General features: G+C 63.9%; 17 protein-coding genes and 1 tRNA gene. 11 read left to right on the forward strand and 7 right to left on the reverse strand.

Annotated elements, in window-relative coordinates; genetic code table 11:
• Position 1: 1 nt before the first annotated feature.
• Together BLQ28_RS12335 and BLQ28_RS12340 are read left to right on the forward strand one after the other, a co-directional pair.
• The gene (locus BLQ28_RS12335) at positions 2–409 is read left to right on the forward strand and encodes a hypothetical protein (RefSeq protein ID WP_093239536.1); all 408 of its coding nucleotides are present in this window, start codon (positions 2–4) and stop codon (positions 407–409) included.
• Positions 410–545: 136 nt separating this feature from the next.
• Positions 546–1,754 (forward strand): branched-chain amino acid ABC transporter substrate-binding protein, encoded by a 1,209-nt coding sequence (locus BLQ28_RS12340; protein ID WP_093239538.1) that lies wholly within the window; start codon positions 546–548, stop codon positions 1,752–1,754.
• An 81-nt stretch (positions 1,755–1,835) separates the two neighbouring features.
• Here the strand turns inward: BLQ28_RS12340 and BLQ28_RS12345 are convergent, their stop codons facing one another.
• The 5 genes from BLQ28_RS12345 to BLQ28_RS12365 form a co-directional block, all read right to left on the reverse strand.
• Complete coding sequence (locus tag BLQ28_RS12345) at positions 1,836–2,225, reverse strand: response regulator (protein ID WP_093239539.1); 390 nt, start codon at positions 2,223–2,225, stop codon at positions 1,836–1,838.
• Positions 2,226–2,324: 99 nt separating this feature from the next.
• On the reverse strand, positions 2,325–2,681 hold the full coding sequence (locus BLQ28_RS12350) for a hypothetical protein (RefSeq protein WP_093239541.1): 357 nt from the start codon (positions 2,679–2,681) through the stop codon (positions 2,325–2,327).
• A 212-nt stretch (positions 2,682–2,893) separates the two neighbouring features.
• A tRNA-Ser gene (locus tag BLQ28_RS12355) sits at positions 2,894–2,984 on the reverse strand.
• A 35-nt stretch (positions 2,985–3,019) separates the two neighbouring features.
• Positions 3,020–3,949: an SPFH domain-containing protein gene (locus BLQ28_RS12360; RefSeq protein WP_093239542.1), complete on the reverse strand. Its 930-nt coding sequence runs from the start codon at positions 3,947–3,949 to the stop codon at positions 3,020–3,022.
• A 36-nt stretch (positions 3,950–3,985) separates the two neighbouring features.
• The gene (locus tag BLQ28_RS12365) at positions 3,986–4,411 is read right to left on the reverse strand and encodes an NfeD family protein (RefSeq protein ID WP_093239544.1); all 426 of its coding nucleotides are present in this window, start codon (positions 4,409–4,411) and stop codon (positions 3,986–3,988) included.
• Positions 4,412–4,625: 214 nt separating this feature from the next.
• Between BLQ28_RS12365 and BLQ28_RS12370 the strand changes: the two genes are divergently transcribed.
• Complete coding sequence (locus BLQ28_RS12370; RefSeq protein WP_093239546.1) at positions 4,626–6,923, forward strand: arginine/lysine/ornithine decarboxylase; 2,298 nt, start codon at positions 4,626–4,628, stop codon at positions 6,921–6,923.
• 59 nt (positions 6,924–6,982) lie between these two features.
• Here the strand turns inward: BLQ28_RS12370 and BLQ28_RS12375 are convergent, their stop codons facing one another.
• Positions 6,983–7,837, reverse strand: coding sequence for a DNA ligase (locus BLQ28_RS12375; protein ID WP_093239547.1), 855 nt, complete (start codon positions 7,835–7,837; stop codon positions 6,983–6,985).
• Positions 7,838–7,904: 67 nt separating this feature from the next.
• Positions 7,905–8,687 carry an enoyl-ACP reductase FabI gene (gene fabI, locus BLQ28_RS12380; protein ID WP_093239549.1) on the reverse strand — a complete coding sequence of 261 codons (783 nt, stop codon included), beginning with the start codon at positions 8,685–8,687 and terminating at the stop codon, positions 7,905–7,907.
• A gap of 37 nt (positions 8,688–8,724) precedes the next feature.
• Here fabI and BLQ28_RS12385 point away from each other — a divergent pair, with 37 nt between their 5' ends.
• From BLQ28_RS12385 to infB, 8 genes are all read left to right on the forward strand, one after another.
• Complete coding sequence (locus BLQ28_RS12385) at positions 8,725–10,548, forward strand: extracellular solute-binding protein (protein WP_093239550.1); 1,824 nt, start codon at positions 8,725–8,727, stop codon at positions 10,546–10,548.
• Positions 10,549–10,609: 61 nt separating this feature from the next.
• Positions 10,610–11,641 carry a microcin C ABC transporter permease YejB gene (locus BLQ28_RS12390; protein ID WP_093239552.1) on the forward strand — a complete coding sequence of 344 codons (1,032 nt, stop codon included), beginning with the start codon at positions 10,610–10,612 and terminating at the stop codon, positions 11,639–11,641.
• Between the two features lie 10 nt (positions 11,642–11,651).
• On the forward strand, positions 11,652–12,716 hold the full coding sequence (locus BLQ28_RS12395; protein ID WP_093239554.1) for an ABC transporter permease: 1,065 nt from the start codon (positions 11,652–11,654) through the stop codon (positions 12,714–12,716).
• Entirely contained in the window at positions 12,716–14,350 is a 1,635-nt protein-coding gene (locus BLQ28_RS12400; RefSeq protein WP_093239555.1) for an ABC transporter ATP-binding protein, read from the forward strand. Before BLQ28_RS12395 ends, BLQ28_RS12400 begins: the two co-directional genes overlap by 1 nt.
• Positions 14,351–14,366: 16 nt before the next feature.
• Positions 14,367–15,566, forward strand: coding sequence for a YbfB/YjiJ family MFS transporter (locus BLQ28_RS12405; RefSeq protein ID WP_093239557.1), 1,200 nt, complete (start codon positions 14,367–14,369; stop codon positions 15,564–15,566).
• A gap of 187 nt (positions 15,567–15,753) precedes the next feature.
• A complete protein-coding gene (rimP, locus tag BLQ28_RS12410; RefSeq protein ID WP_093239559.1) occupies positions 15,754–16,407 on the forward strand; it encodes a ribosome maturation factor RimP in 654 nt (217 codons plus the stop codon).
• Positions 16,408–16,423: 16 nt separating this feature from the next.
• On the forward strand, positions 16,424–17,917 hold the full coding sequence (nusA, locus tag BLQ28_RS12415; RefSeq protein WP_093239560.1) for a transcription termination factor NusA: 1,494 nt from the start codon (positions 16,424–16,426) through the stop codon (positions 17,915–17,917).
• A gap of 24 nt (positions 17,918–17,941) precedes the next feature.
• The gene (gene infB, locus BLQ28_RS12420) at positions 17,942–20,917 is read left to right on the forward strand and encodes a translation initiation factor IF-2 (RefSeq protein WP_093239562.1); all 2,976 of its coding nucleotides are present in this window, start codon (positions 17,942–17,944) and stop codon (positions 20,915–20,917) included.
• The last annotated feature ends 13 nt before the right edge of the window (positions 20,918–20,930 follow it).

Below are 20,930 nucleotides of genomic sequence, written 5' to 3' on the forward strand. Positions count from 1 at the left end.
CATGGCCAGTACGCTGCGCACGCCGCCCCGGTTCGTTCCCACCCTGACCACGGTGCTCGAGATCCCGGCGGAGCCCGTCGCCGCCGAAGCGCTCCATGGTGCGTCCGCCGCATCGACGCCCCAGCCCGACCTGGCGAGCGCCGTTGCCTTGCCTCCCTCCGCCCAGCTTTCGCAAGCGGAAATCGTCAGCCTCGAAGAGCAGCTTCTGCACCGTGTGCTGCAGCGTGTCGACCTGTCTCTGGAAGAGCGTTTGAGCGACACCGTGTCAGCTGCTGTTCAGCATCAACTCGATGCAATGGTGCCGCGTTTGCGCAATGAAATCGAGGCCGTCCTGCGTGCTTTGGTGATCGAGGCAATGGCCGCCGAACTCTCCGAAAACACAGGGTCTACGCCAGCTTCCGGCGCGTAAATCCTCGGCTAAACTGCGCCGCAGGTCGGAAGGGCGTGAGGGTGCCGCTGGTCTGCGGCGCGAAACTTGCGAGGTCTGCGCGCCCGGATCACACGACCGGTTTTTTATTCTTTTCATCCAAGTTCTGGAGGTTCCCATGCAATTGAAATGGACTGCGGTCGCACTGGCTGCAATCACGCTTGTGGCTTGCGGCAAGAAAGAAGAAGCTGCTGCACCCGCGGCAACGCCGGCGCCCACGGCTGCGGCCCCCGCACCTGCAGCACCTGCCGGAGACACCCTGGTCGTCAAGATCGGTCACGTGGCACCTACCAGCGGTCCCATCGCCCACTTGGGCAAGGACAACGAGTTCGGCGCCAAGATGGCCATCGAAGACCTGAATGCAAAGGGCCTCAAGATCGGTGACAAGGTCGCCAAGTTCGAACTGGTCGCCGAAGACGACGCAGGCGATCCGAAGCAGGGCACGGCCGTGGCCCAGAAGCTCGTGGACGAAAAGGTCAACGGCGTGGTCGGTCACCTGAACTCGGGCACCACCATCCCCGCCTCGAAGCTGTACAGCGACGCCGGCATTCCGCAGATCTCGCCCTCGGCAACCAACCCCAAGTACACGCGTCAAGGCTTCAAGACCACGTTCCGCGTGGTGGCCGACGACACGCAACTGGGTGGCACGCTCGGCAAGTACGCCGTCGAAACCCTCAAGGGCAAGAACATCGCCGTGATCGACGACCGCACGGCCTACGGCCAGGGCGTTGCCGAAGAATTCGAGAAGTCGGCCAAGGCCGCAGGCGCGACCATCGTGGGCCACGAATTCACCACCGACAAGTCGACCGACTTCAACGCCATCCTGACCAAGCTCAAGGCCTCCAAGCCCGACGTGCTGTTCTTCGGCGGCATGGACGCTGTCGGCGGCCCGATGCTCAAGCAGGTCAAGCAGCTCGGCCTGAACGTCAAGTTCATGGGCGGCGACGGCCTGTGCACCGGCGAACTGCCGAAGCTGGCTGGCGATGCCATCGGCGAAGACATGGTGGTGTGCGCGGAAGCCGGCGGTGTCGACGGCGACTTCAAGCAGCCGCTGGAAGACTTCAAGGCCAAGTTCAAGACCAAGAACGGCGTCGACGTGCAGATCTATGCACCGTACGTGTACGACGCGGTCAACGTGCTGGCCCAGGCAATGGTCGCTGCTGGTTCTTCGGACCCGGCAAAGTACCTGCCTGAAGTCGGCAAGATCTCGTACAAGGGCGTGACCGGCCCGATCGCCTTCGACGAAAAGGGCGACATCAAGAATGGTGCACTGACGCTGTACACCTACAAGGGTGGCGTGCGTACGCAGATCGCCGTGGTGCGCTGATCGCATCGGCAACCGGGCGGTTTTCCGCCAAAGAAAAAAGGGCCCTCGGGCCCTTTTTTCATGTCTGCTGCTTGAGCTGGCTCAGAGCGCGGCAAGGCCCGAAGGGCGGTCGGTGTTGCAGTACTCGATGAAGGCGTCGAGGTCGTGCGACTTGTCGAACACGGCGTCGGCGCCCAGAGCCTCGCAGCGCGCCCGGATGTCCCCCGTGACGTAGTTGCTCAACACCACCACACGCTGGCCCGGCTTGCGCGACTTGCGCCCGGCCAGCACGCCGAGGCCGGAGCCTTCCTTCAGGAAGAGATCGACGATCAGCAACTGCCAGTCGTCCGGGTGGGCTGCGAGCCATTCGAGCGCGTCGGACTCGGTTTCGGCGAAGCCGACCACACGGCCATTGACCAGATCCTCGAGGGCCGGGACCAGGTTATCCCTGATGGTCTTGTTGTCCTCGACGAGGAACGTGATGAGGGCCATGCCGTGGTTTCGCTTTGAGAACCAATAGCGTAGCGTGCCTGGCGCCGCCGCAGCGTAGGAGAAGGGATACGGACGGAGGGATCCGCGCGCGATCCGGGGTCAGCCTGCGCCGTCGGAACGGATCTTGGCCTTGAGCTTTTCGGCCAGCGCCTGGCTCTCGTCGCGTTCGGCGGTCACTTCGAGGCGCTTCTCGATCTCTTCGCTCAGGGCCGCATTCACTTCGGCGAGCTTCTTGGCCGACTTGGCCAACTTTTCTTCGAGCTGGCTCGTGTGCTCGATGGCCTGCGCCACCTCGCCGACCTGGACTTCGTCGGGCAGTTCCTGTTCGAGCACGGTGCTCACCACGGCGAGGTTGTCCGATGCCCTCTGCACATCGGCAGCCACCTGCTCGCTTTTGGCGAGTGTCTTGTCGAGTGGTGTCGTGCCACGCGGCGAGGTTTCGGGTTGTCCAGCCATCGAGGTTCCTTTGCGGGCTTGAAAGTAAAACGTTTGGATCGTACGCCAGACGAAAGGGCCCGTGCTTGCGACGCGCAGTTGCTGCAAAGCAACGCATCGCGTGTCTTGCAGGCAGCAAGGACAGCGTGGGCAACAAAAAAGCCCAAGTGCTTGTGGCGACTTGGGCTTCTTGCTGTCTGCATGTTCGCGAACGGTTACGAACAATCAATCTCTGGCGGAGCAGGCGGGATTCGAACCCGCGGAGGGCTATTAACCCTCACACGCTTTCCAGGCGTGCGACTTAAACCGCTCATCCACCGCTCCTGAGCCCACGATTGTAGCGTGGCTTCGGGCCGTTTTCAGGTTGGGCCGGAGCTTTTGCCAGTCTGGATCATGCGCATGGCCGAAGAGATCAGCGCTGCGGTCTCGGTCATGTTGCTCGGCACGATCAGCGTGGTCTTGGAGTCCGCGGCCACCTTGCCGTAGGCATCGACGGCGCGTTCGGCCACCTTGAGCTGCACGGCCTGCTCGCCGCCGGGCTGCCGGATGGCGGCAGCCACGCGTTCGATGGCGTCCGCCGTTGCGGTCGCCACGGCCGTGATGGCTGCGGCCTCGCCCTGGGCGTTGTTGATCTGGGCCTGCTTTTCACCCTCGGAGCGGGCGATGAACGCCTCGCGCTCGCCAGTGGCGATGTTGATCTGTTCCTGGCGGCGGCCTTCCGATGCGGCAATCAGCGCGCGCTTGCCGCGCTCGGCCGTGATCTGCGCCTGCATGGCCAGCAGGATTTCCTTGGGCGGCGTCAGGTCCTTGATTTCGTAGCGCAGCACCTTCACGCCCCAGTTGAGCGCGGCTTCGTCGATGGCGGCCACCACCTGGGCGTTGATGACGTCGCGTTCCTCGAAGGTCTTGTCGAGTTCCAGCTTGCCGATCACGCTGCGCAGCGAGGTCTGTGCGAGCTGCGTCACGGCCACGATGTAGTTCGACGAGCCATAGCTCGCGCGCATCGGGTCGGTCACCTGGAAGTACAGGATGCCGTCGACCTGCAGCTGCGTGTTGTCGCGCGTGATGCAGATCTGGCTCGGCACGTCGAGCGGGATTTCCTTCAGGCTGTGCTTGTAAGCCACCCGGTCGATGAACGGGATCAGGAAGTTCGGCCCGGGCGTCATGGTGCCGTGGTACTTGCCCAGGCGCTCGCGCACCCAGGCGTTCTGCTGCGGCACGAACTTGACCGACTGGCTGATGAAGATGATCGCGATGACCAGGATGATGAGAGGTACGGAAAATTCCATGGTGCGCTTCCTTTTCGGGTTCTGTGTTCTGACTGACTAGACCTTGTCGACGACAAGACGGGAGCCAATGATCTCGACCACGCGATGCTCGCCGGTCGAGGGTGCGCGGCCCGCACGCGGCACCACGGTCCATTGCGCGCCGCGATAGCGCACGGTGGCGGTGCCGTCGGGGTTCCACGCGTCGACGAAGACGCTTTCGCCGATGTCGAGGTTCACGTCGCGGTTCGTGCCTGTCGGCGGTGCCGGTGGGCGCTTGCGCTGGATCGAATACCAGACCAGCACGGCGCCCACGCCGATGACCGCCGCCACCAGCAATTGCGTGACGGTGCCAAAACCCAGGTGCGCCGCGATGGCCGCGGCGGCAAAGCCAGCGGCCAGCAGCAACAGGTAGACCGTGCCGGACAGCAGCTCGACCACGATGGCGGCGCCTGCTATCAGCCACCAGACGGTGGAATTCGCCATGACAACTCCTCTTTATGCTTGTTCGATCCGCGCCATTCTGAGGCATAGCGTTTCATGCGCTTGTGTTACGTAGGGGTACTTTCCCTGCGGAAGTGGCTCTTGCCGCCATGGCTCGAATGTCTTGCTGCAGGCTGACCAGATTCTTCATCTGAATTCCGTACACTTCGCGCCTCGCCTCATTGCCTCGCCTTACTGCCTGTCCGGAGCCCCGCTCATGAAATTCCGCTTTCCCATCGTCATCATCGAAGAGGACTTCCGCTACGAAAACACTTCGGGCCTCGGCATCCGCGCGCTCGCGCAAGCCTTCGAAAGCGAGGGCTTCGAGGTGCTGGGCGTCACGAGCTACGGCGACCTGAGCCAATTCGCGCAGCAGCAAAGCCGCGCCAGCGCGTTCATCCTGTCGATCGACGACGAGGAGTTCACGGTCGGCCCCGACCTCGACCCCGCCGTGCTGAGCCTGCGCAACTTCATCGGCGAAGTGCGGCGCAAGAACGCCGACGTGCCGATCTACATCTACGGCGAAACCAAGACCTCGCGCCACATCCCGAACGACATCCTGCGGGAGCTGCATGGCTTCATCCACATGTTCGAGGACACGCCCGAGTTCGTGGCGCGCCACATCATCCGCGAGGCCAAGGCCTACCTCGAAGGCGTGCAGCCGCCGTTCTTCAAGGCGCTGATCGATTACGCCGAGGACGGTTCGTACTCGTGGCACTGCCCGGGCCACTCGGGCGGCGTGGCGTTCCTCAAGAGCCCGGTGGGCCAGATGTTCCACCAGTTCTTCGGCGAGAACATGCTGCGCGCCGACGTCTGCAACGCCGTGGAAGAACTCGGCCAGTTGCTCGACCACACCGGCCCCGTGGCGGCCAGCGAACGCAATGCGGCGCGCATCTTCAATGCCGACCACTGCTTCTTCGTGACCAACGGCACCAGCACCAGCAACAAGATGGTGTGGCACCACACGGTGGCGCCCGACGACGTGGTCGTGGTCGACCGCAACTGCCACAAGTCGATCCTGCACGCGATCATCATGACCGGCGCGATCCCGGTGTTCATGAAGCCCACGCGCAACCACTTCGGCATCATCGGCCCGATTCCGAAGAGCGAGTTCGAGCAGAGCGCCATCAAGGCCAAGATCAAGGCCAATCCGCTGCTGGCCGACGTGGACCCGAACAAGGTCAAGCCGCGCGTGATGACGCTCACCCAGTCGACCTACGACGGCGTGATCTACAACACCGAGACCATCAAGAACATGCTCGACGGCTACGTCGACACGCTGCACTTCGACGAGGCCTGGCTGCCGCACGCCGCCTTCCACCCGTTCTATGGCGCCTACCACGCGATGGGCAAGCGCCGCGTGCGGCCGAAGGAATCGCTGGTGTTCGCCACGCAATCCACCCACAAGCTGCTGGCCGGCATCAGCCAGGCCAGCCACGTGCTGGTGCAGGATTCGCAGAACCGTCAGCTCGACCGCGACCTCTTCAACGAGGCCTACCTGATGCACTCGTCCACGAGCCCGCAGTACGCGATCATCGCGAGCTGCGACGTGGCCGCCGCCATGATGGAGCCGCCCGGCGGCACCGCGCTGGTGGAAGAAAGCATTCTTGAAGCGCTCGACTTCCGCCGCGCCATGCGCAAGGTCGAGGAAGAGTTCGGCAAGGACGAGTGGTGGTTCAAGGTCTGGGGCCCCGAGAAGCTCGTCGACGAAGGCATCGGCCGTGCCGAAGACTGGATCATGCACGGCGAGAAGAATCGCCAGCCGAAGAGCAAGAAGTCGCCGCGCAACTGGCACGGCTTCGGTGAACTGGCCGACGGCTTCAACATGCTCGACCCGATCAAGTCGACCATCGTCACGCCGGGCCTGGACCTCGAAGGCAACTTCGCCGAGACCGGCATTCCCGCGAGCGTGGTGACCAAGTTCCTCGCCGAGCACGGCGTGATCGTCGAGAAGACGGGCCTGTACAGCTTCTTCATCATGTTCACCATCGGCATCACCAAGGGCCGATGGAACACGCTGCTGACTGCGCTGCAGCAGTTCAAGGACGACTACGCGCGCAACCAGCCGATGTGGCGCATCCTGCCGGAGTTCTGCCAGCAGCACCCGGGCTACGAACGCCTGGGCCTGCGCGACCTGTGCCAGCACATCCACCAGCTGTATGCGCGCTACGACGTGGCCCGCCTCACGACCGAGATGTACCTGAGCGACCTCACGCCGGCCATGAAGCCCAGCGACGCCTTCGCCCACATCGCGCACCGTAAGACCGAGCGCGTGGAGATCGACGAACTCGAAGGCCGCATCACCACCAGCCTGATCACGCCGTACCCACCGGGCATTCCGCTTCTGATTCCGGGCGAGGTGTTCAACAAGAAGATCGTCGACTACCTCAAGTTCTCGCGCGAGTTCAACACCCAGTGCCCGGGCTTCGAGACCGACATCCATGGTCTGGTGGCGCGCATCGACGAGACGGGCAAGAAGCGTTACTACGCGGATTGCGTTCGCAAGGCCAGCTGACAGCTGACGGCTGCAATCGAGAAAGGGGCGCCGCAGCGGCGCCCCTTTTGTTTTCTTCTTCAGGAACGCGGAGCGTCTTCTCGAATCCGCATGAAGCGCGCGAAGCGGGGCAGGCCGCTCGGGTTCAGGCCGTTGTAGCGGTAAGTGACCCAGCTGCCGATCGGCGGCGGGTTTTCGCGCTCGGCGTCGGTCAGGCCGCTGCCGAGCTTGAAGCGCTTGCCCTCGGGCGTTTCGACCACCAGCGCGCCGAGCCGGCCGCTGTGCTTGCCTTTGCCGGGCACATGCTCTACGACGCGTGCCTCGGCATCGTCGAAGGGCTTGACCTTCAGCAGGTCGTTGTTGCGTCCACCCAGGTAGAGCGAGCTGCCGCGATGCAGCATCAGGCCTTCGCCGCCCATCTTCACGGTCTTGTCGAGCAGAGCCTGCAGTTCCTCGTGCGTGGTCGCGCGCTGTTGTGGAACGGGCACGATCCAGGGCGCATCGGTGATGGGCAACAGCTTGCGCAGGGCCGCCAGTCGGGTGGTGAAGTCGCCGCCTTGTGATGGCAGGTCGAACACCATGAAGCGCATCTCGCGCCAGGCGACGTCGTTCGGCGTCTGGCTGCGCACGGTCGATACCGCGTGAGAGAAACGGCCGCGGCCCGCCCACAGTTCGCCGTCCATGGGCTGCCGGGGAAGCGGGGCGGTGAACCACGCTGGCGCCACGACCTTTTCGCCGCCGCGCGTCCATAGCTGCTTGCCATCCCAGTAGCCGCGCACGCCATCGAATTTTTCGCTGACCCAGTAGTCGTTCAGCGACATGCCGCGACGGTAGACCTCGGCGAGCATCAGCGAGGGCGCGGCGTCGCGCGCGAACGCGCCGCGCGCCAGTGACACGCCGAGGCCGGCCAGCAGAAGGGTGCGTCGATTCAGCACGATGCTATGAAATAAAGAGCGAAAAACGGCCGCAGGGCGGCCGCTTCAAGCCAGTTGGGCTCGGCGCTTATTCCGCCATGCCCCCGACGACGTTGCTGAAGCCGCCGTCCACGTAGGTGATCTCTGCTGTCACACCGCTGGCCAGGTCGCTCAGCAGGAAGGCGGCCACATTGCCAACTTCCTCGATCGTCACATTGCGGCGGATCGGTGAGGCGTCGGCCACGGCGGCCAGCATCTTGCCGAAGCCCTTGATGCCGCTGGCCGCCAGCGTCTTGATCGGGCCGGCGCTGATGCCATTCACGCGCATGCCCTTCGGGCCGAGCGAGGAGGCGGTGTAGCGCACCGAGGCTTCGAGCGAAGCCTTGGCCAGGCCCATCGTGTTGTAGTTGGGCAGCGCGCGTTCGGCGCCCAGGTAGGTCAGCGTGAGCAGGGCCGACTTGTCGTTGAGGTAGGGCAGGGCCGCCTTGGCCATGGCCGGAAAGCTGTACGCGCTGATGTCGTGCGCGACCTTGAAGCCCTCGCGCGAGAGGCCTTCGAGGAAGTCGCCCGCGATGGCTTCGCGCGGTGCGAAGCCAATGCTGTGAACGAAGCCGTCGAACTTCGGCCAGGCCTGGGCGAGATCGGCGAAGAGCTTGTCGATCTGCGCGTCGTCGCTCACGTCGCAGTCGAAAATCAGCTTCGAGCCGAAGTCTGCGGCATATTCGGTGATACGGTCCTTGAATCGTTCGCCGACATAACTGAAGGCGAGCTCGGCGCCCTGCTCATGGCAGGCCTTGGCAATGCCATAAGCAATGGAGCGATTGCTCAACACACCGGTGATCAACAGTTTTTTGCCGGAAAGAAAGCCCATGAAGTTGCCTTGTGAAAATCTTGGGCAGAATTCTCGCATGCGGTTTCTCTGGGTCGGGTGGTTGTTGGTGTGCGCGTTCCCCGCGTGGGCCGCGCATGGATATGCACTTTGGGACGACCTGAAGTACGCGCAGGGCTTCAAGTCCTTCGATTACGTCAACCCCGACGCGCCCAAGGGCGGCGAACTGCGGCTGGTGAGCAATCTGCGCTATTCGACCTTCGACAAGTACAACCCATTCACCCTCAAGGGTTCACCGCCGGCCTATCTGCAGCAACTGCTCTTTGAAACGCTGCTGAGCGCGTCGCTCGACGAGACCGCCTCTGCATATGGATTGCTGGCCGAGGACGTGGAGGTTGCGCCAGACCGGCTGAGCGTGGTGTTTCGCCTGCGCCAGGAAGCCCGCTTTCACGACGGCACACCGGTGGAGGCGGCCGATGTGAAATACACGGTCGATACGCTGCGCAGTCCGCAGGCGATGCCGCAGTTCGCGACCTTGCTGCAGGAGGTGCGCGACGTACAGGTTCTGGACCGGCTGACGGTGCGTTTCCGCTTCAAGCGCCCCGACCGTGAGCTCCCGTTGACTGTGGGCACCCTTGTGCCGGTGTTCAGCCGGCATTGGGGCATGAAGGACGGCAAGGCCAAGCCGTTCGACCAGATCGTGACCGACACGCCGATCGGCAGCGGCCCCTATCGTATTGGCCCGGTGATTTTTGGGCGTGACATCACCTATGTACGCGATCCGAACTACTGGGGACGTGAGCTCAATGTGCGACGTGGGACCGCGAACTTCGAGCGGATCACCGTCAAGATCTACCGGGACAACACGGCCAGGCTCGAAGCCCTGAAGGCTGGCGAGTTCGATTTCATGAGTTTCTATTCGGCCGGCGATTGGGCTCGCCGTGTGAATGGACGGCGTTTCGACAGCGGGCAATTGGTCAAGCAGGAGTTTCCGCACCGCCATCCGTCTGGATACCAGAGTTATGTTCTCAACACGCGCCGCCCCTTGCTCAAGGATGTCCGGGTGCGCGAGGCCCTGGGGCTGGCACTGGACTACGACTGGATGAACCGGCAACTGTTCTACCGGGGATACCCACGCGTGCACGACCTGTTCGGCAATACGCAGTGCGAGGCGACAGGACTGCCGTCGGCACAAGAAAACGCCCTGCTGGAGCGCTGGCGCGGCAAGGTGCCAGACGCCGTGTTCGGGCCCATGTACACACCGCCCGCCACAGAAGGCGAAGGCCGGTCGCTTCGAGACAACCTGCGCCGAGCGCGCGACCTGCTGCACGAAGCCGGCTGGGACTATCGCGATGGTGCTCTGCGCAATGCGCAGGGCCAGCCGATGGTGCTGAGTTACCTCGATAGCCGAGAGGGAGGCATACGGACCGTCTCGCCGTGGATACGCAATCTCGAAAAACTGGGCATCCGGTTGAATTTCAATGCGGTGGACTACGCGCTGTACCAGCAGCGAATGGACCAGTTCGACTTCGACATCGTCACCATCAACTTCCAGGGCACCCACAACCCGGGCCAGGAAATGATGGAGATTTTCGGCAGCAAGGCCGCGGACACCGAGGGCTCGGGAAATTTCACCGGGGTCAAGAGTCCCGCGGTGGACGATCTGCTCGGGCGCATCGTGGGTGCAACCTCGAAGGAGGAACTGTTGCCCGCCTGCCGCGCGCTCGACCGCGTCATCATGCACAGCCACCTGTTGATCCCGCAATGGACGCTGACGTCGCACCGCATCGTCTACGACGCATGGCGCACGGCGCATCACGATCCCATGCCGCCCTATGCGCTCGCCGAAGAGTGGGCCATGCTCACATGGTGGCGCGGTCCGGGCGAGGTGGGTGGACGGTGAAGATGCACTTCACCAAGGCTAACGGCGCGGGTACCGCAGCGTCAGGCATGGAGCATTTTCTATGAGCGGCTACATCCTGCGCCGGCTGCTGCTGATGATTCCCACGTTGCTGGGCGTCATCATCATCACCTTCGGCGTCATCCAGTTTGTGCCTGGAGGGCCTGTCCAGCAATACCTGATCGAGTCTCGCGTGGCTGCGGGCGGCTCGGGTGCCGATTCGGGTGGAGGCACCTACCGCGGCGGGCAGGGCGTGGACCCCAAACGGCTGGAGGAGATCAAGGCGCTGTATGGCTTTGACAAGCCACCGCTCGAGAGGCTCACCCAGATGCTGAGTCGGTTTGCACGCTTCGATCTTGGCCAAAGTTTCTTTCAGAACAAGAGCGTATGGGCGCTGATCGTTGAAAAGCTGCCGGTGTCGCTGAGCCTGGGTCTGTGGACCTTTTTCATCAGCTACGCGATTGCGGTGCCGCTTGGCGTGGCGAAGGCTGTGCGCGCGGGCTCCCGCTTCGACCTCTGGACGTCGGTGTTCGTCTTGGTCGGCTATGCGATTCCGGGTTTTGTGCTCGGCGTCGCGCTCTTGGTGATCTTCGGTGGGCAGCTGCAGTGGTTTCCATTGCGCGGGCTCACATCATCGAACTGGGATGAGCTCAGCTGGGGCGCACGCATCGTCGACTACCTCTGGCACATCACGTTGCCGGTGACTGCCATGGTGCTCGGCAGCTTTGCGATCACCGCGATCCTTACCAAGAACTCCTTCCTCGAGGAGATCCGCAAGCAGTACGTGCTGACGGCGCGTGCCAAGGGGCTCAAGGACCGCCAGGTGCTGTGGAAGCACGTGTTTCGCAACGCGCTGATTCCGATCGTCACGGGTTTTCCTGCGGCCTTCATCGGGGCTTTTTTCACCGGTTCACTGCTGATCGAAACGCTGTTCTCGCTCGATGGGCTGGGCCTGCTGAGTTATGAAAGCGTGATCCGGCGCGACTATCCCGTGGTGCTGGGCACGCTCTATTTCTTCACGCTGATCGGCCTGCTGACCAAGCTGATCAGCGACCTCTGCTACGTCTGGGTGGATCCACGTGTCAAGTTTGACTGACCCTCCCGCAATGACCTCCGGCGGTCCTGAAGGGGGCAATGCGGTGCCTGTTTCCTTGTCCCCGGGGCGCCGTGCCTGGCGGCGCTTCCGGCGCAACAGGCTTGGCTTCTGGAGCTTGATGCTGTTCAGCGCGATGGTGTTGCTGAGCCTGGGCGCTGAACTGCTGTCCAACGACCGGCCATTGATCGTGCGCTACGAGGGGCGAACCTACTTCCCCGTGCTGCGTGAGTATCCCGAGACGGTGTTTGGCGGCGACTTTCAGACACCCACGGATTATCTTGACCCCTTCATCGAGGCGCGCTTGCGGGAGAAGGGCAACTGGGCGCTGTATGCGCCCAACCGCTATGGCGCCAACACCATCAATTACTTCGCCAAGGACCCGGCACCGGGTCCGCCATCGTGGCAAAACTGGCTGGGTACAGATGACCGCGGCCGTGATCTCTTGGCGCAATTGATCTATGGGTTTCGCGTGAGCGTGCTGTTCGGCCTTGCTCTGGCCGCGATCGGCACGGTGCTGGGTGTGGTGGCAGGTGCCATCCAGGGTTATTTCGCTGGCAAGACCGACCTGCTGATGCAACGGGCGATCGAGATATGGGGTTCGATGCCCGAGCTGTACCTGTTGATCATCTTCAGTGCAATCTTTGCGCCGAGTGTGGCGCTGCTGCTGATCATCCTGAGCTTGTTTGGTTGGATTGGCCTGGCCGATTACGTGCGCGCCGAATTCCTGCGCAACCGGCAGATGGACTACGTGCGCGCCGCCCGTGCACTCGGAGTGAGCAATCTGCAGATCATGTGGCGCCATATCCTGCCGAACAGCATGGTCCCTGTTGTCACCTTTCTGCCTTTTCGGATCAGTGCGTCGATCCTGGCGCTGGCCTCGCTCGATTTTCTGGGGCTGGGCGTGCCGCCGGGCACGCCGTCTTTGGGGGAACTGCTCAGTCAGGGCAAGTCCAGCATCGACGCTTGGTGGATCTCGTTGGCTACCTTTGGCGTGCTCGTGCTCACCCTGGCATTGCTGACCTTCATGGGCGACGCGCTGCGCGACGCACTAGACCCCCGGAAGGCCGACAAGTGATGAGCGACACCAAAAGCCAACCCCTGCTCGACGTGAAGGGCCTGCGCATCGCGTTCAGCGGCAAGGAGGTGGTGCACGGCATCGACTTCCAGATCGCCGCGGGCGAAAAACTCGCGCTCGTCGGCGAATCGGGTTCGGGCAAGACGGTCACGGCGCTGTCGCTGCTGCGCCTGGTGCAGAACGCCGATCTTGCTGGCGTCGCAAGGCTCTTCGGCCCGGAGCATGCGCAGAACAACGCGCGCGATCTGCTGTCGATCCCCGAGCGCGAATTGCGTGGCATCCGAGGCAAGGAGATCGCGATGATCTTCCAGGAGCCGATGACCGCACTCAATGCGCTCTACAGCGTCGGCGACCAGATCGCCGAGGTGCTGGAGTTGCATGAAGGGTTGTCGGCCCGTGCCGCGCAAGCGGCAGCCGTCCAGTTGCTGGCCGACACCGGTATTCCGGAGCCGGAGCGGCGGGCGAGGGCGTTTCCGCACCAGCTTTCAGGCGGCCAACGGCAGCGCGCCATGATCGCAATGGCGCTCGCCTGCAAGCCGCGCCTGCTGCTCGCGGACGAGCCGACCACCGCGCTCGACGTCACCGTGCGCGCGCAAATCCTCGAACTGCTGGCCGGCCTGCAGCGCAAGTACGGCATGGCCGTGCTGCTGATCACGCACGACCTGAACCTGGTGCGTCGCTTCGCCGACCGGGTGGTGGTCATGGAGAGCGGCCACGTGGTCGAGCATGGCGCCGTGGCGGGCGTGTTCGAGGCGCCGCAGCATCCGTACACACGCAAGCTGATCGACAGCCATCCGCAGCGCGATGTGGTGGCGGTCGCCGCACGGGACGAGGCGGCACCGGTGCTCGAAGCCAAAGCCCTGCGCGTGATCTACCCGGTGCCGCGCCCCGGCTTCGCGGGCTGGTTCCGCAAGGGTGAATTCGTCGCCGTGCAAGGCGCGGACTTCCGCATCGTGCCGGGCGAAACGCTGGGCGTGGTCGGGGAGTCGGGTTCGGGCAAGTCGACGCTCGCGCTTGCGGCGCTTGGCCTGCTGAAGCACCAGGGCGTGTTGAAGGTCGATGGCAAGGGGTGGGCTGTCGATCGGGCTTCCGACCTGGGCCTGCGTCGGGTCATGCAGGTGGTGTTCCAGGATCCGTTTTCATCGCTCTCGCCGCGCATGACGGTGGAGCAGATCGTGGGCGAAGGTTTGCGCGTGCATGCGCCCGAACTCGGCACCGAGGCCCGCCGCGCCCGCGCACTCACGGCACTGGCCGACGTCGGGTTGACCGAGGCGCAGTTTCCGTCGCTCCTCGAGCGTTACCCGCATGAGTTTTCGGGCGGGCAGCGCCAGCGCCTGGCGATTGCGCGCGCACTGATCGTCGATCCGCAATTGCTGGTGCTCGACGAGCCGACCAGTGCGCTCGACGTGACGATCCAGAAGCAGGTGCTGAGCCTGCTGCAGCGCTTGCAGCGGGAGCGGGGTCTGAGCTATTTGCTGATCACGCACGATGTGGAAGTGATCCGCGCCATGGCGCACGAGGTCATTGTGATGAAGGACGGGGCGATCCTTGAAGCCGGGCCGGTCGAGCGGGTGCTCGATGCGCCGGCGCATCCCTATACAAAAAAATTGGTGGCCGCGGCGCTGCTGGAATAAACGGAGATTGCAGGAAATGTCGGAAATCGGACGCGACCGGCGCGGTGCCTGGCGTGCAGCGCTGGCTTGCATGGTCACCCTGGCAGTGGCGATGGGCCTGGGGCGCTTTGCCTTCACGCCCATGCTGCCCATCATGCTGCACGAGGGAAAGCTGGAGCTGGCGGGCGGCGGCGTGCTGGCGTCGCTCAATTACCTGGGTTATTTCTTCGGTGCGGTCAGCTGTGCGGCCATCGGGATCAAGGCGTCGAGCATGGTGCGCGGCGGGTTGGTTGCCACCGCGGCGCTTCTGCTCGGCATGGGGCTGCTGCACAGCTTCATCGGGTGGGGTGTCCTGCGTACTGCGGCGGGCGTGATGAGCGCCTGGGTCTTCGTTTTTGCCTCGGGCTGGGGCATGCGGCGGCTGGCCGAAACGAATGCGCCGACGCTGGCGGGCGTGATCTACACCGGGCCGGGCATCGGGATCGCGATGACCGGATTGCTGGGCGGCGCTTTGGGGCGCTGGGGTTCCGAAGCGGGGTGGATGGGCCTTGGTCTTCTCGCGATCGCGCTGATCGCCGTGATCTGGCGCGTGTTCGACGATGGCGAACAGCCGGCGAGCGGCACCGCTGCGCCGGCGCCAGTGACGGCAGGCGCTGCTGCTGGAACGGCGGCCGCCCGCAGCGACGCGATCTGGCTGGTTGCGCTCTATGGTCTGGCGGGTTTCGGCTACATCATCACGGCGACCTTTCTCCCGGTGATCGCGCGCCAGGCGTTGCCCGGTTCGTCGTGGCCCGACTTCTTCTGGCCGCTGTTCGGGCTGGCCATCATTCCGGGCGCGCTGATCGGGGCACGCGCGCCGACCCACTGGGACAACCGCCTGTTGCTGGCCGTGGCTTATGCGCTGCAGGCGCTCGGCGTGGTGCTGTCGGTGGCATGGCCGACCATCGGCGGGTTCGCGCTTGGCAGCCTGTTGCTCGGGATGCCGTTCACGGCCATCACGCTTTTCGCGATGCGGGAGGCGCGCCGCCTGCGTGGCAATGCGGCCGCCGGGCTGATCGGCTACGCGACGGCGTCGTATGGCGTGGGGCAGATCATCGGGCCGCTCTTTGCGGCGCCGCTGGCCCAGCGAACCGGGTCTTTCGAACTCCCGTTGCTGGTCGCCGCCGCTGCGCTGGCGCTCGGGGCGGTGTTGTTTGCGGTGGTTTGGTCCAAATCTCGTGCGCCACTGGCTGCCTGAGTGCGAATGCCCCTTCATTTATCACACGAATAGCATATAATTCGAGGCTCACGACCAAACGGGCGGGTACCAACCGCCCGTTTTTTTTGGTCTATTCATTCTGAGCACTCATTGAGATCATTGGGATTCGGGCATCCGCGGCGGGGCGGATGCGCGGGTTCGGTATTTAAAAGGCACTTTCAAACACGTGGCATTGCAGCAAATAGTGGAACAAACCGTGGCCGGTCTTGGCTACGACCTGGTTGAGATCGAACGCTCGGCCGGGGGATTGCTGCGCGTGACGATTGATTTGCCCTGGACGGCCCCCACCTCCGAAGATGTGGCTGCCGGCGTGCCCGAGCCGTTCGTGACGGTGGAAGACTGCGAAAAAGTCACGCGGCAATTGCAGTTCGCGCTCGAAGTCGATGGCGTTGATTACAAGCGGCTCGAGGTTTCCTCGCCCGGTATCGATCGCCCGCTGCGCAATGAGCAGGATTTCGAGCGTTTTGTCGGGTCGGAAATCGACATCACGCTCAAGGCGCCCATGGGGGCTGCCGCGGCGGGCCAGGTGTCGGCCACCCGCAAGAAGTTTCGCGGCACGCTGGAGCGTGCCGAAAAGGCGCAAGGGGCTGCCGAAGGTGCGGCCCCGGGTTGGCAAATCGTCTGGAGCGATGCGCCCAAGCCCAAGCCGGGTCAAAAAGTGAGCAAGAAGCGCGCGCCTGCACCGTTGCATGCGCTGGGCTTTGTGCTGGACGAGCTGCGCGATGCGCGGCTTGCGCCCATTGTGGATTTCAAGGGCCGCAAGGCCAAAACCCAACCGGGTTTTTCGGATATTGACGACGGAACGAATGTTCCGGACTGACCAGAGGAGTGGTGGCATGAATCGCGAAATGTTGATGTTGGTGGATGCGATCTCGCGCGAGAAGAACGTCGAGCGTGACGTCGTCTTCGGCGCAGTCGAGTCCGCACTGGCGCAAGCCACCAAGAAGCTCCATCAGGGTGACGTGGACATCCGCGTCTCGGTCGATCGCGACAGTGGCGACTACGAGACCTTCCGCCGTTGGCACGTCGTTCCCGACGAGGCCGGCCTGCAGCTGCCCGACCAGGAAATCCTCCTGTTCGAAGCCAAGGAAGAAATGTCGGACATCGAAGTCGGCGAGTACATCGAAGAAGCGGTGGATTCGGTGCCGATCGGCCGTATCGGCGCCATGGCTGCCAAGCAGGTGATCCTGCAGAAGATCCGCGACGCCGAGCGCGAAATGTTGCTGAACGACTTCATGTCGCGTGGCGACAAGATCTTCGTCGGCACCGTCAAGCGCCTGGACAAGGGCGACATCATCGTCGAGGCCGGCCGCGTCGAAGGCCGCCTGCGCCGCAGCGAGATGATCGCAAAGGAAAACCTGCGCAATGGCGATCGCGTGCGCGCCATGATCATGGAGGTCGACCTGACGCTGCGCGGCGCGCCGATCATCCTGTCGCGCTCGGCGCCCGAGTTCATGATCGAGCTGTTCCGCCAGGAAGTGCCCGAGATCGAGCAAGGCCTGCTCGAAATCAAGAGCTGCGCCCGTGACCCGGGTTCGCGCGCCAAGATCGCCGTGCTCTCGCACGACAAGCGCGTCGACCCGATCGGCACCTGCGTCGGCGTGCGTGGCACCCGCGTCAATGCCGTCACGAACGAACTCGCCGGCGAGCGCGTGGACATCGTGCTGTGGAGCGAAGACCCGGCCCAGTTCGTGATCGGTGCCCTGGCGCCGGCAAACGTGTCGTCGATCGTCGTCGATGAAGAAAAGCATGCCATGGACGTGGTGGTCGACGAGGAAAACCTCGCCATCGCCATCGGCCGCGGCGGCCAGAACGTGCGCTTGGCTTCCGACCTGACCGGTTGGAAGATCAACATCATGGACGCCAACGAGTCGGCCCAGAAGCAGGCGACCGAGACGGACGCCAGCCGCAAGCTCTTCATGGAAAAGCTCGACGTCGACGAAGAAATCGCCGACATCCTGATCTCCGAAGGCTTCAACAGCCTGGAAGAAGTCGCCTATGTGCCGATCTCCGAAATGCTGGAGATCGAGGCTTTCGACGAAGACACGATCAATGAGCTGCGCTCGCGTGCCAAGGATGCGCTGCTGACCATGGAAATCGCCAAGGAGGAGGGTGTCGAGGTGCAGCCGCAGGTGTCTCAGGACCTGCATGACCTCGAGGGCCTGGACCCCGAGCTGATTCCCAAGCTGGTCGAGGCGGGTGTGAACACCCGTGACGACCTCGCCGACCTCGCGGTCGATGAACTCACCGAGATCACCGGCCACAGCGCCGATGACGCCAAAGCCCTCATCTTGAAAGCCCGCGAACACTGGTTCGCCGGCCAAGAGTGACGGTCATGGAGGCACGAAACCAATATGTCCAGTACCACTGTCGCCGAGTTCGCGAACGAGCTCAAGAAGACTCCCGAAACCTTGCTTGACCAGCTCAAGAGCGCAGGCGTGCCCAAAGCGGCCGCCACCGATGCGCTCACGGAGGCCGACAAGCAGCGCTTGCTCGGCCACCTCAAAGCCAGCCATGGCACCGTCGAGCCCGAGCGCAAGAAGATCACGCTGACCAAGAAGTCGACCAGCGAGATCAAGCAGGCCGACGCCACCGGCCGCGCCCGCACCATCCAGGTCGAGGTGCGCAAGAAGCGCACGTTCATCCAGCGCGATGAAGGCCACCCGGCCACGCCCGAACATGCACAGCAAAGCGCTGAAGCACCGGCACCTGCGCCAGCTGCGCCCCAGGTCGACGAGGCCGAACTGGCCCGCCGCGAGGAAGAAGCGCGCCGCCAGGCCGAGCTGATCCGTCGCCAGGAAGAAGAGCTGGCCGAAAAGCGCCGTCTGCGCGAAGAAGCCGAAGCCCGTGAACGCGAGCAGGCTGAAAAGGCCGAGCGCGCCGAACAGGCCGAGCAAGAAGCCGCACGCATCGCCGCCGAGAAGAAGGCCGCTGCTGCAGCTGCCGCCGCAACCGCTGCGGCCAAGGACACGCCTGCCAAGCCGGCTGCCGCGCCCGCTCCCGCAGTGACGGCCGCCGCCGCTGCCGCCGAGCAGCAGGCCGCCGACACCAAGCTCGCCGCCCAGACCGCCGCGACGCAAGCCAAGGAAGACGCAAAGGCCAAGGCCGCTGCCGAATCGAAGGCCCGCGCCGACGAAGAGGCTGCACGTGCCAAGGATCTCGACGAGCGTCGCCGCAAGGCCCTCGCCGAAGCCGAAGCCATTCGCGCGATGATGAATGCACCGGCCCGCGTGCTGGTGCCGCACAAGGCGCCCGAGAAGCCGCAGCCCGAAAAGGCCGCAGTCAAGGGCACGCTGCACAAGCCGGCCACGCCGGCGGCACGTCCCGGCGCGCCTGCCGCACCCGGTGCTGCAGCAGCGCCCGGCGCCGCCGGGGCCGGCAAGGAAGTCAAGTCCGCCAAGCTCTCGTCGAGCTGGGCTGGCGATCCTGCCAAGAAGAAGGAAATCAAGACCCGCGGCGATGCCAGCGGTGGCGTCGGTCGCGGCAACTGGCGCGGAGGTCCGCGCGGCCGTCGCGGCAATGACCGTGGCGGTCACGACGAGCAGCACGCACCGGCCGCACCGGTCGAGGCACGCGTTCTCGAAGTGCACGTGCCCGAAACCATCACCGTGGCCGAACTGGCACACAAGATGGCCGTCAAGGCACAGGAAGTCATCAAGCAGCTGATGAAGCTCGGCATGATGGCGACCATCAACCAGTCGCTCGACCAGGACACCGCGATGATCATCGTGGAGGACATGGGTCACAACGCCGTGGTTGCTGCGCTGGACGATCCGGAAGCCTTCACCGACGAGGACGTGTCGGCGCAAACCGCCGAAGCTCTGCCGCGCGCACCGGTCGTGACCGTCATGGGTCACGTCGACCACGGCAAGACCTCACTGCTCGACTACATCCGCCGCGCCAAGGTCGCAGCGGGCGAAGCCGGCGGCATCACGCAGCACATCGGCGCGTACCACGTGCAGACCGAACGCGGCATGGTGTCGTTTCTCGACACCCCGGGTCACGAGGCCTTCACGGCCATGCGTGCCCGCGGTGCACAGGCCACTGACATCGTGATCCTGGTGGTGGCCGCCGACGACGGCGTCATGCCCCAGACCAAGGAAGCCATCAAGCACGCGAAGGCGGCGGGTGTGCCGATCGTGGTTGCCATCAACAAGGTGGACAAGCCCGATGCCAACCTGGACCGCGTGAAGCAGGAACTGGTGGCCGAAGAGGTCGTGCCCGAAGAGTACGGTGGCGATGTGCCGTTCGTGCCGGTGTCGGCCAAGACCGGCCAGGGCATCGACGACCTGCTCGAACAAGTGCTGCTGCAGGCTGAAGTGCTGGAACTCAAGGCGCCGGTGGATGCCGCCGCCAAGGGTCTGGTCATCGAAGCGCAGCTCGACAAGGGCCGCGGCCCGGTCGCAACCGTGCTGGTTCAGTCCGGCACGCTCAAGACCGGCGACGTGGTGCTGGCAGGTTCCACCTACGGCCGCGTGCGCGCCATGCTGGACGAAGACGGCAAGACCATCAAGGCCGCGGGTCCGTCGATCCCGGTCGAGATTCAGGGCCTGACCGAAGTGCCGCAAGCGGGCGACGAGTTCATGGTGATGGCCGACGAGCGCCGTGCGCGCGAAATCGCCACCTACCGTGCCGGCAAGTTCCGCAACACCAAGTTGGCGAAGCAGCAGGCCGCGAACCTGCAGAACATGTTCACCGACCTGTCGGCGGGCGAAGTGCAGACGCTGCGCCTGATCATCAAGGCCGACGTGCAAGGCTCGCAGGAAGCCCTGGCGCAATCGCTGCTCAAGCTGGCGACCGAAGAAGTCAAGGTGCAGATCGTCTACGCAGGCGTGGGCGGTATCAGCGAGAACGACATCAACCTCGCCATCGCCTCCAAGGCGGTCGTGATCGGCTTCAACGTGCGCGCCGATGCCGGTGCGCGCAAGCTGGCCGAAAACAACGGCGTGCAGCTGAACTACTACAGCATCATTTATGACGCTGTGGACGAGATCAAGGTTGCGATGTCGGGCATGCTGGCACCGGAGCGCCGCGAAGAGATCATCGGCTCGGCCGAGATCCGCACGGTGTTCGTGGCCTCGAAGATCGGCACCGTGGCCGGCTCGTACGTCACTTCGGGCTCGGTCAACCGCAGCGCGCATTTCCGCCTGCTGCGCGACAACGTGGTGATCTACACCGGCGAAATCGATTCGATCAAGCGCATGAAGGACGATGTCCGCGAAGTCCGCGAAGGTTTTGAGTGCGGTATCAAGCTCAAGAACTACAACGACATCAAAGAAGGCGATCAGCTCGAATTCTTCGAAATCAAGGAAATCGCCCGGACGCTGTAAGCGTTCGATGCGA

The organism is Variovorax sp. EL159 (assembly GCF_900100965.1).
GTDB lineage: Bacteria > Pseudomonadota > Gammaproteobacteria > Burkholderiales > Burkholderiaceae_C > Variovorax.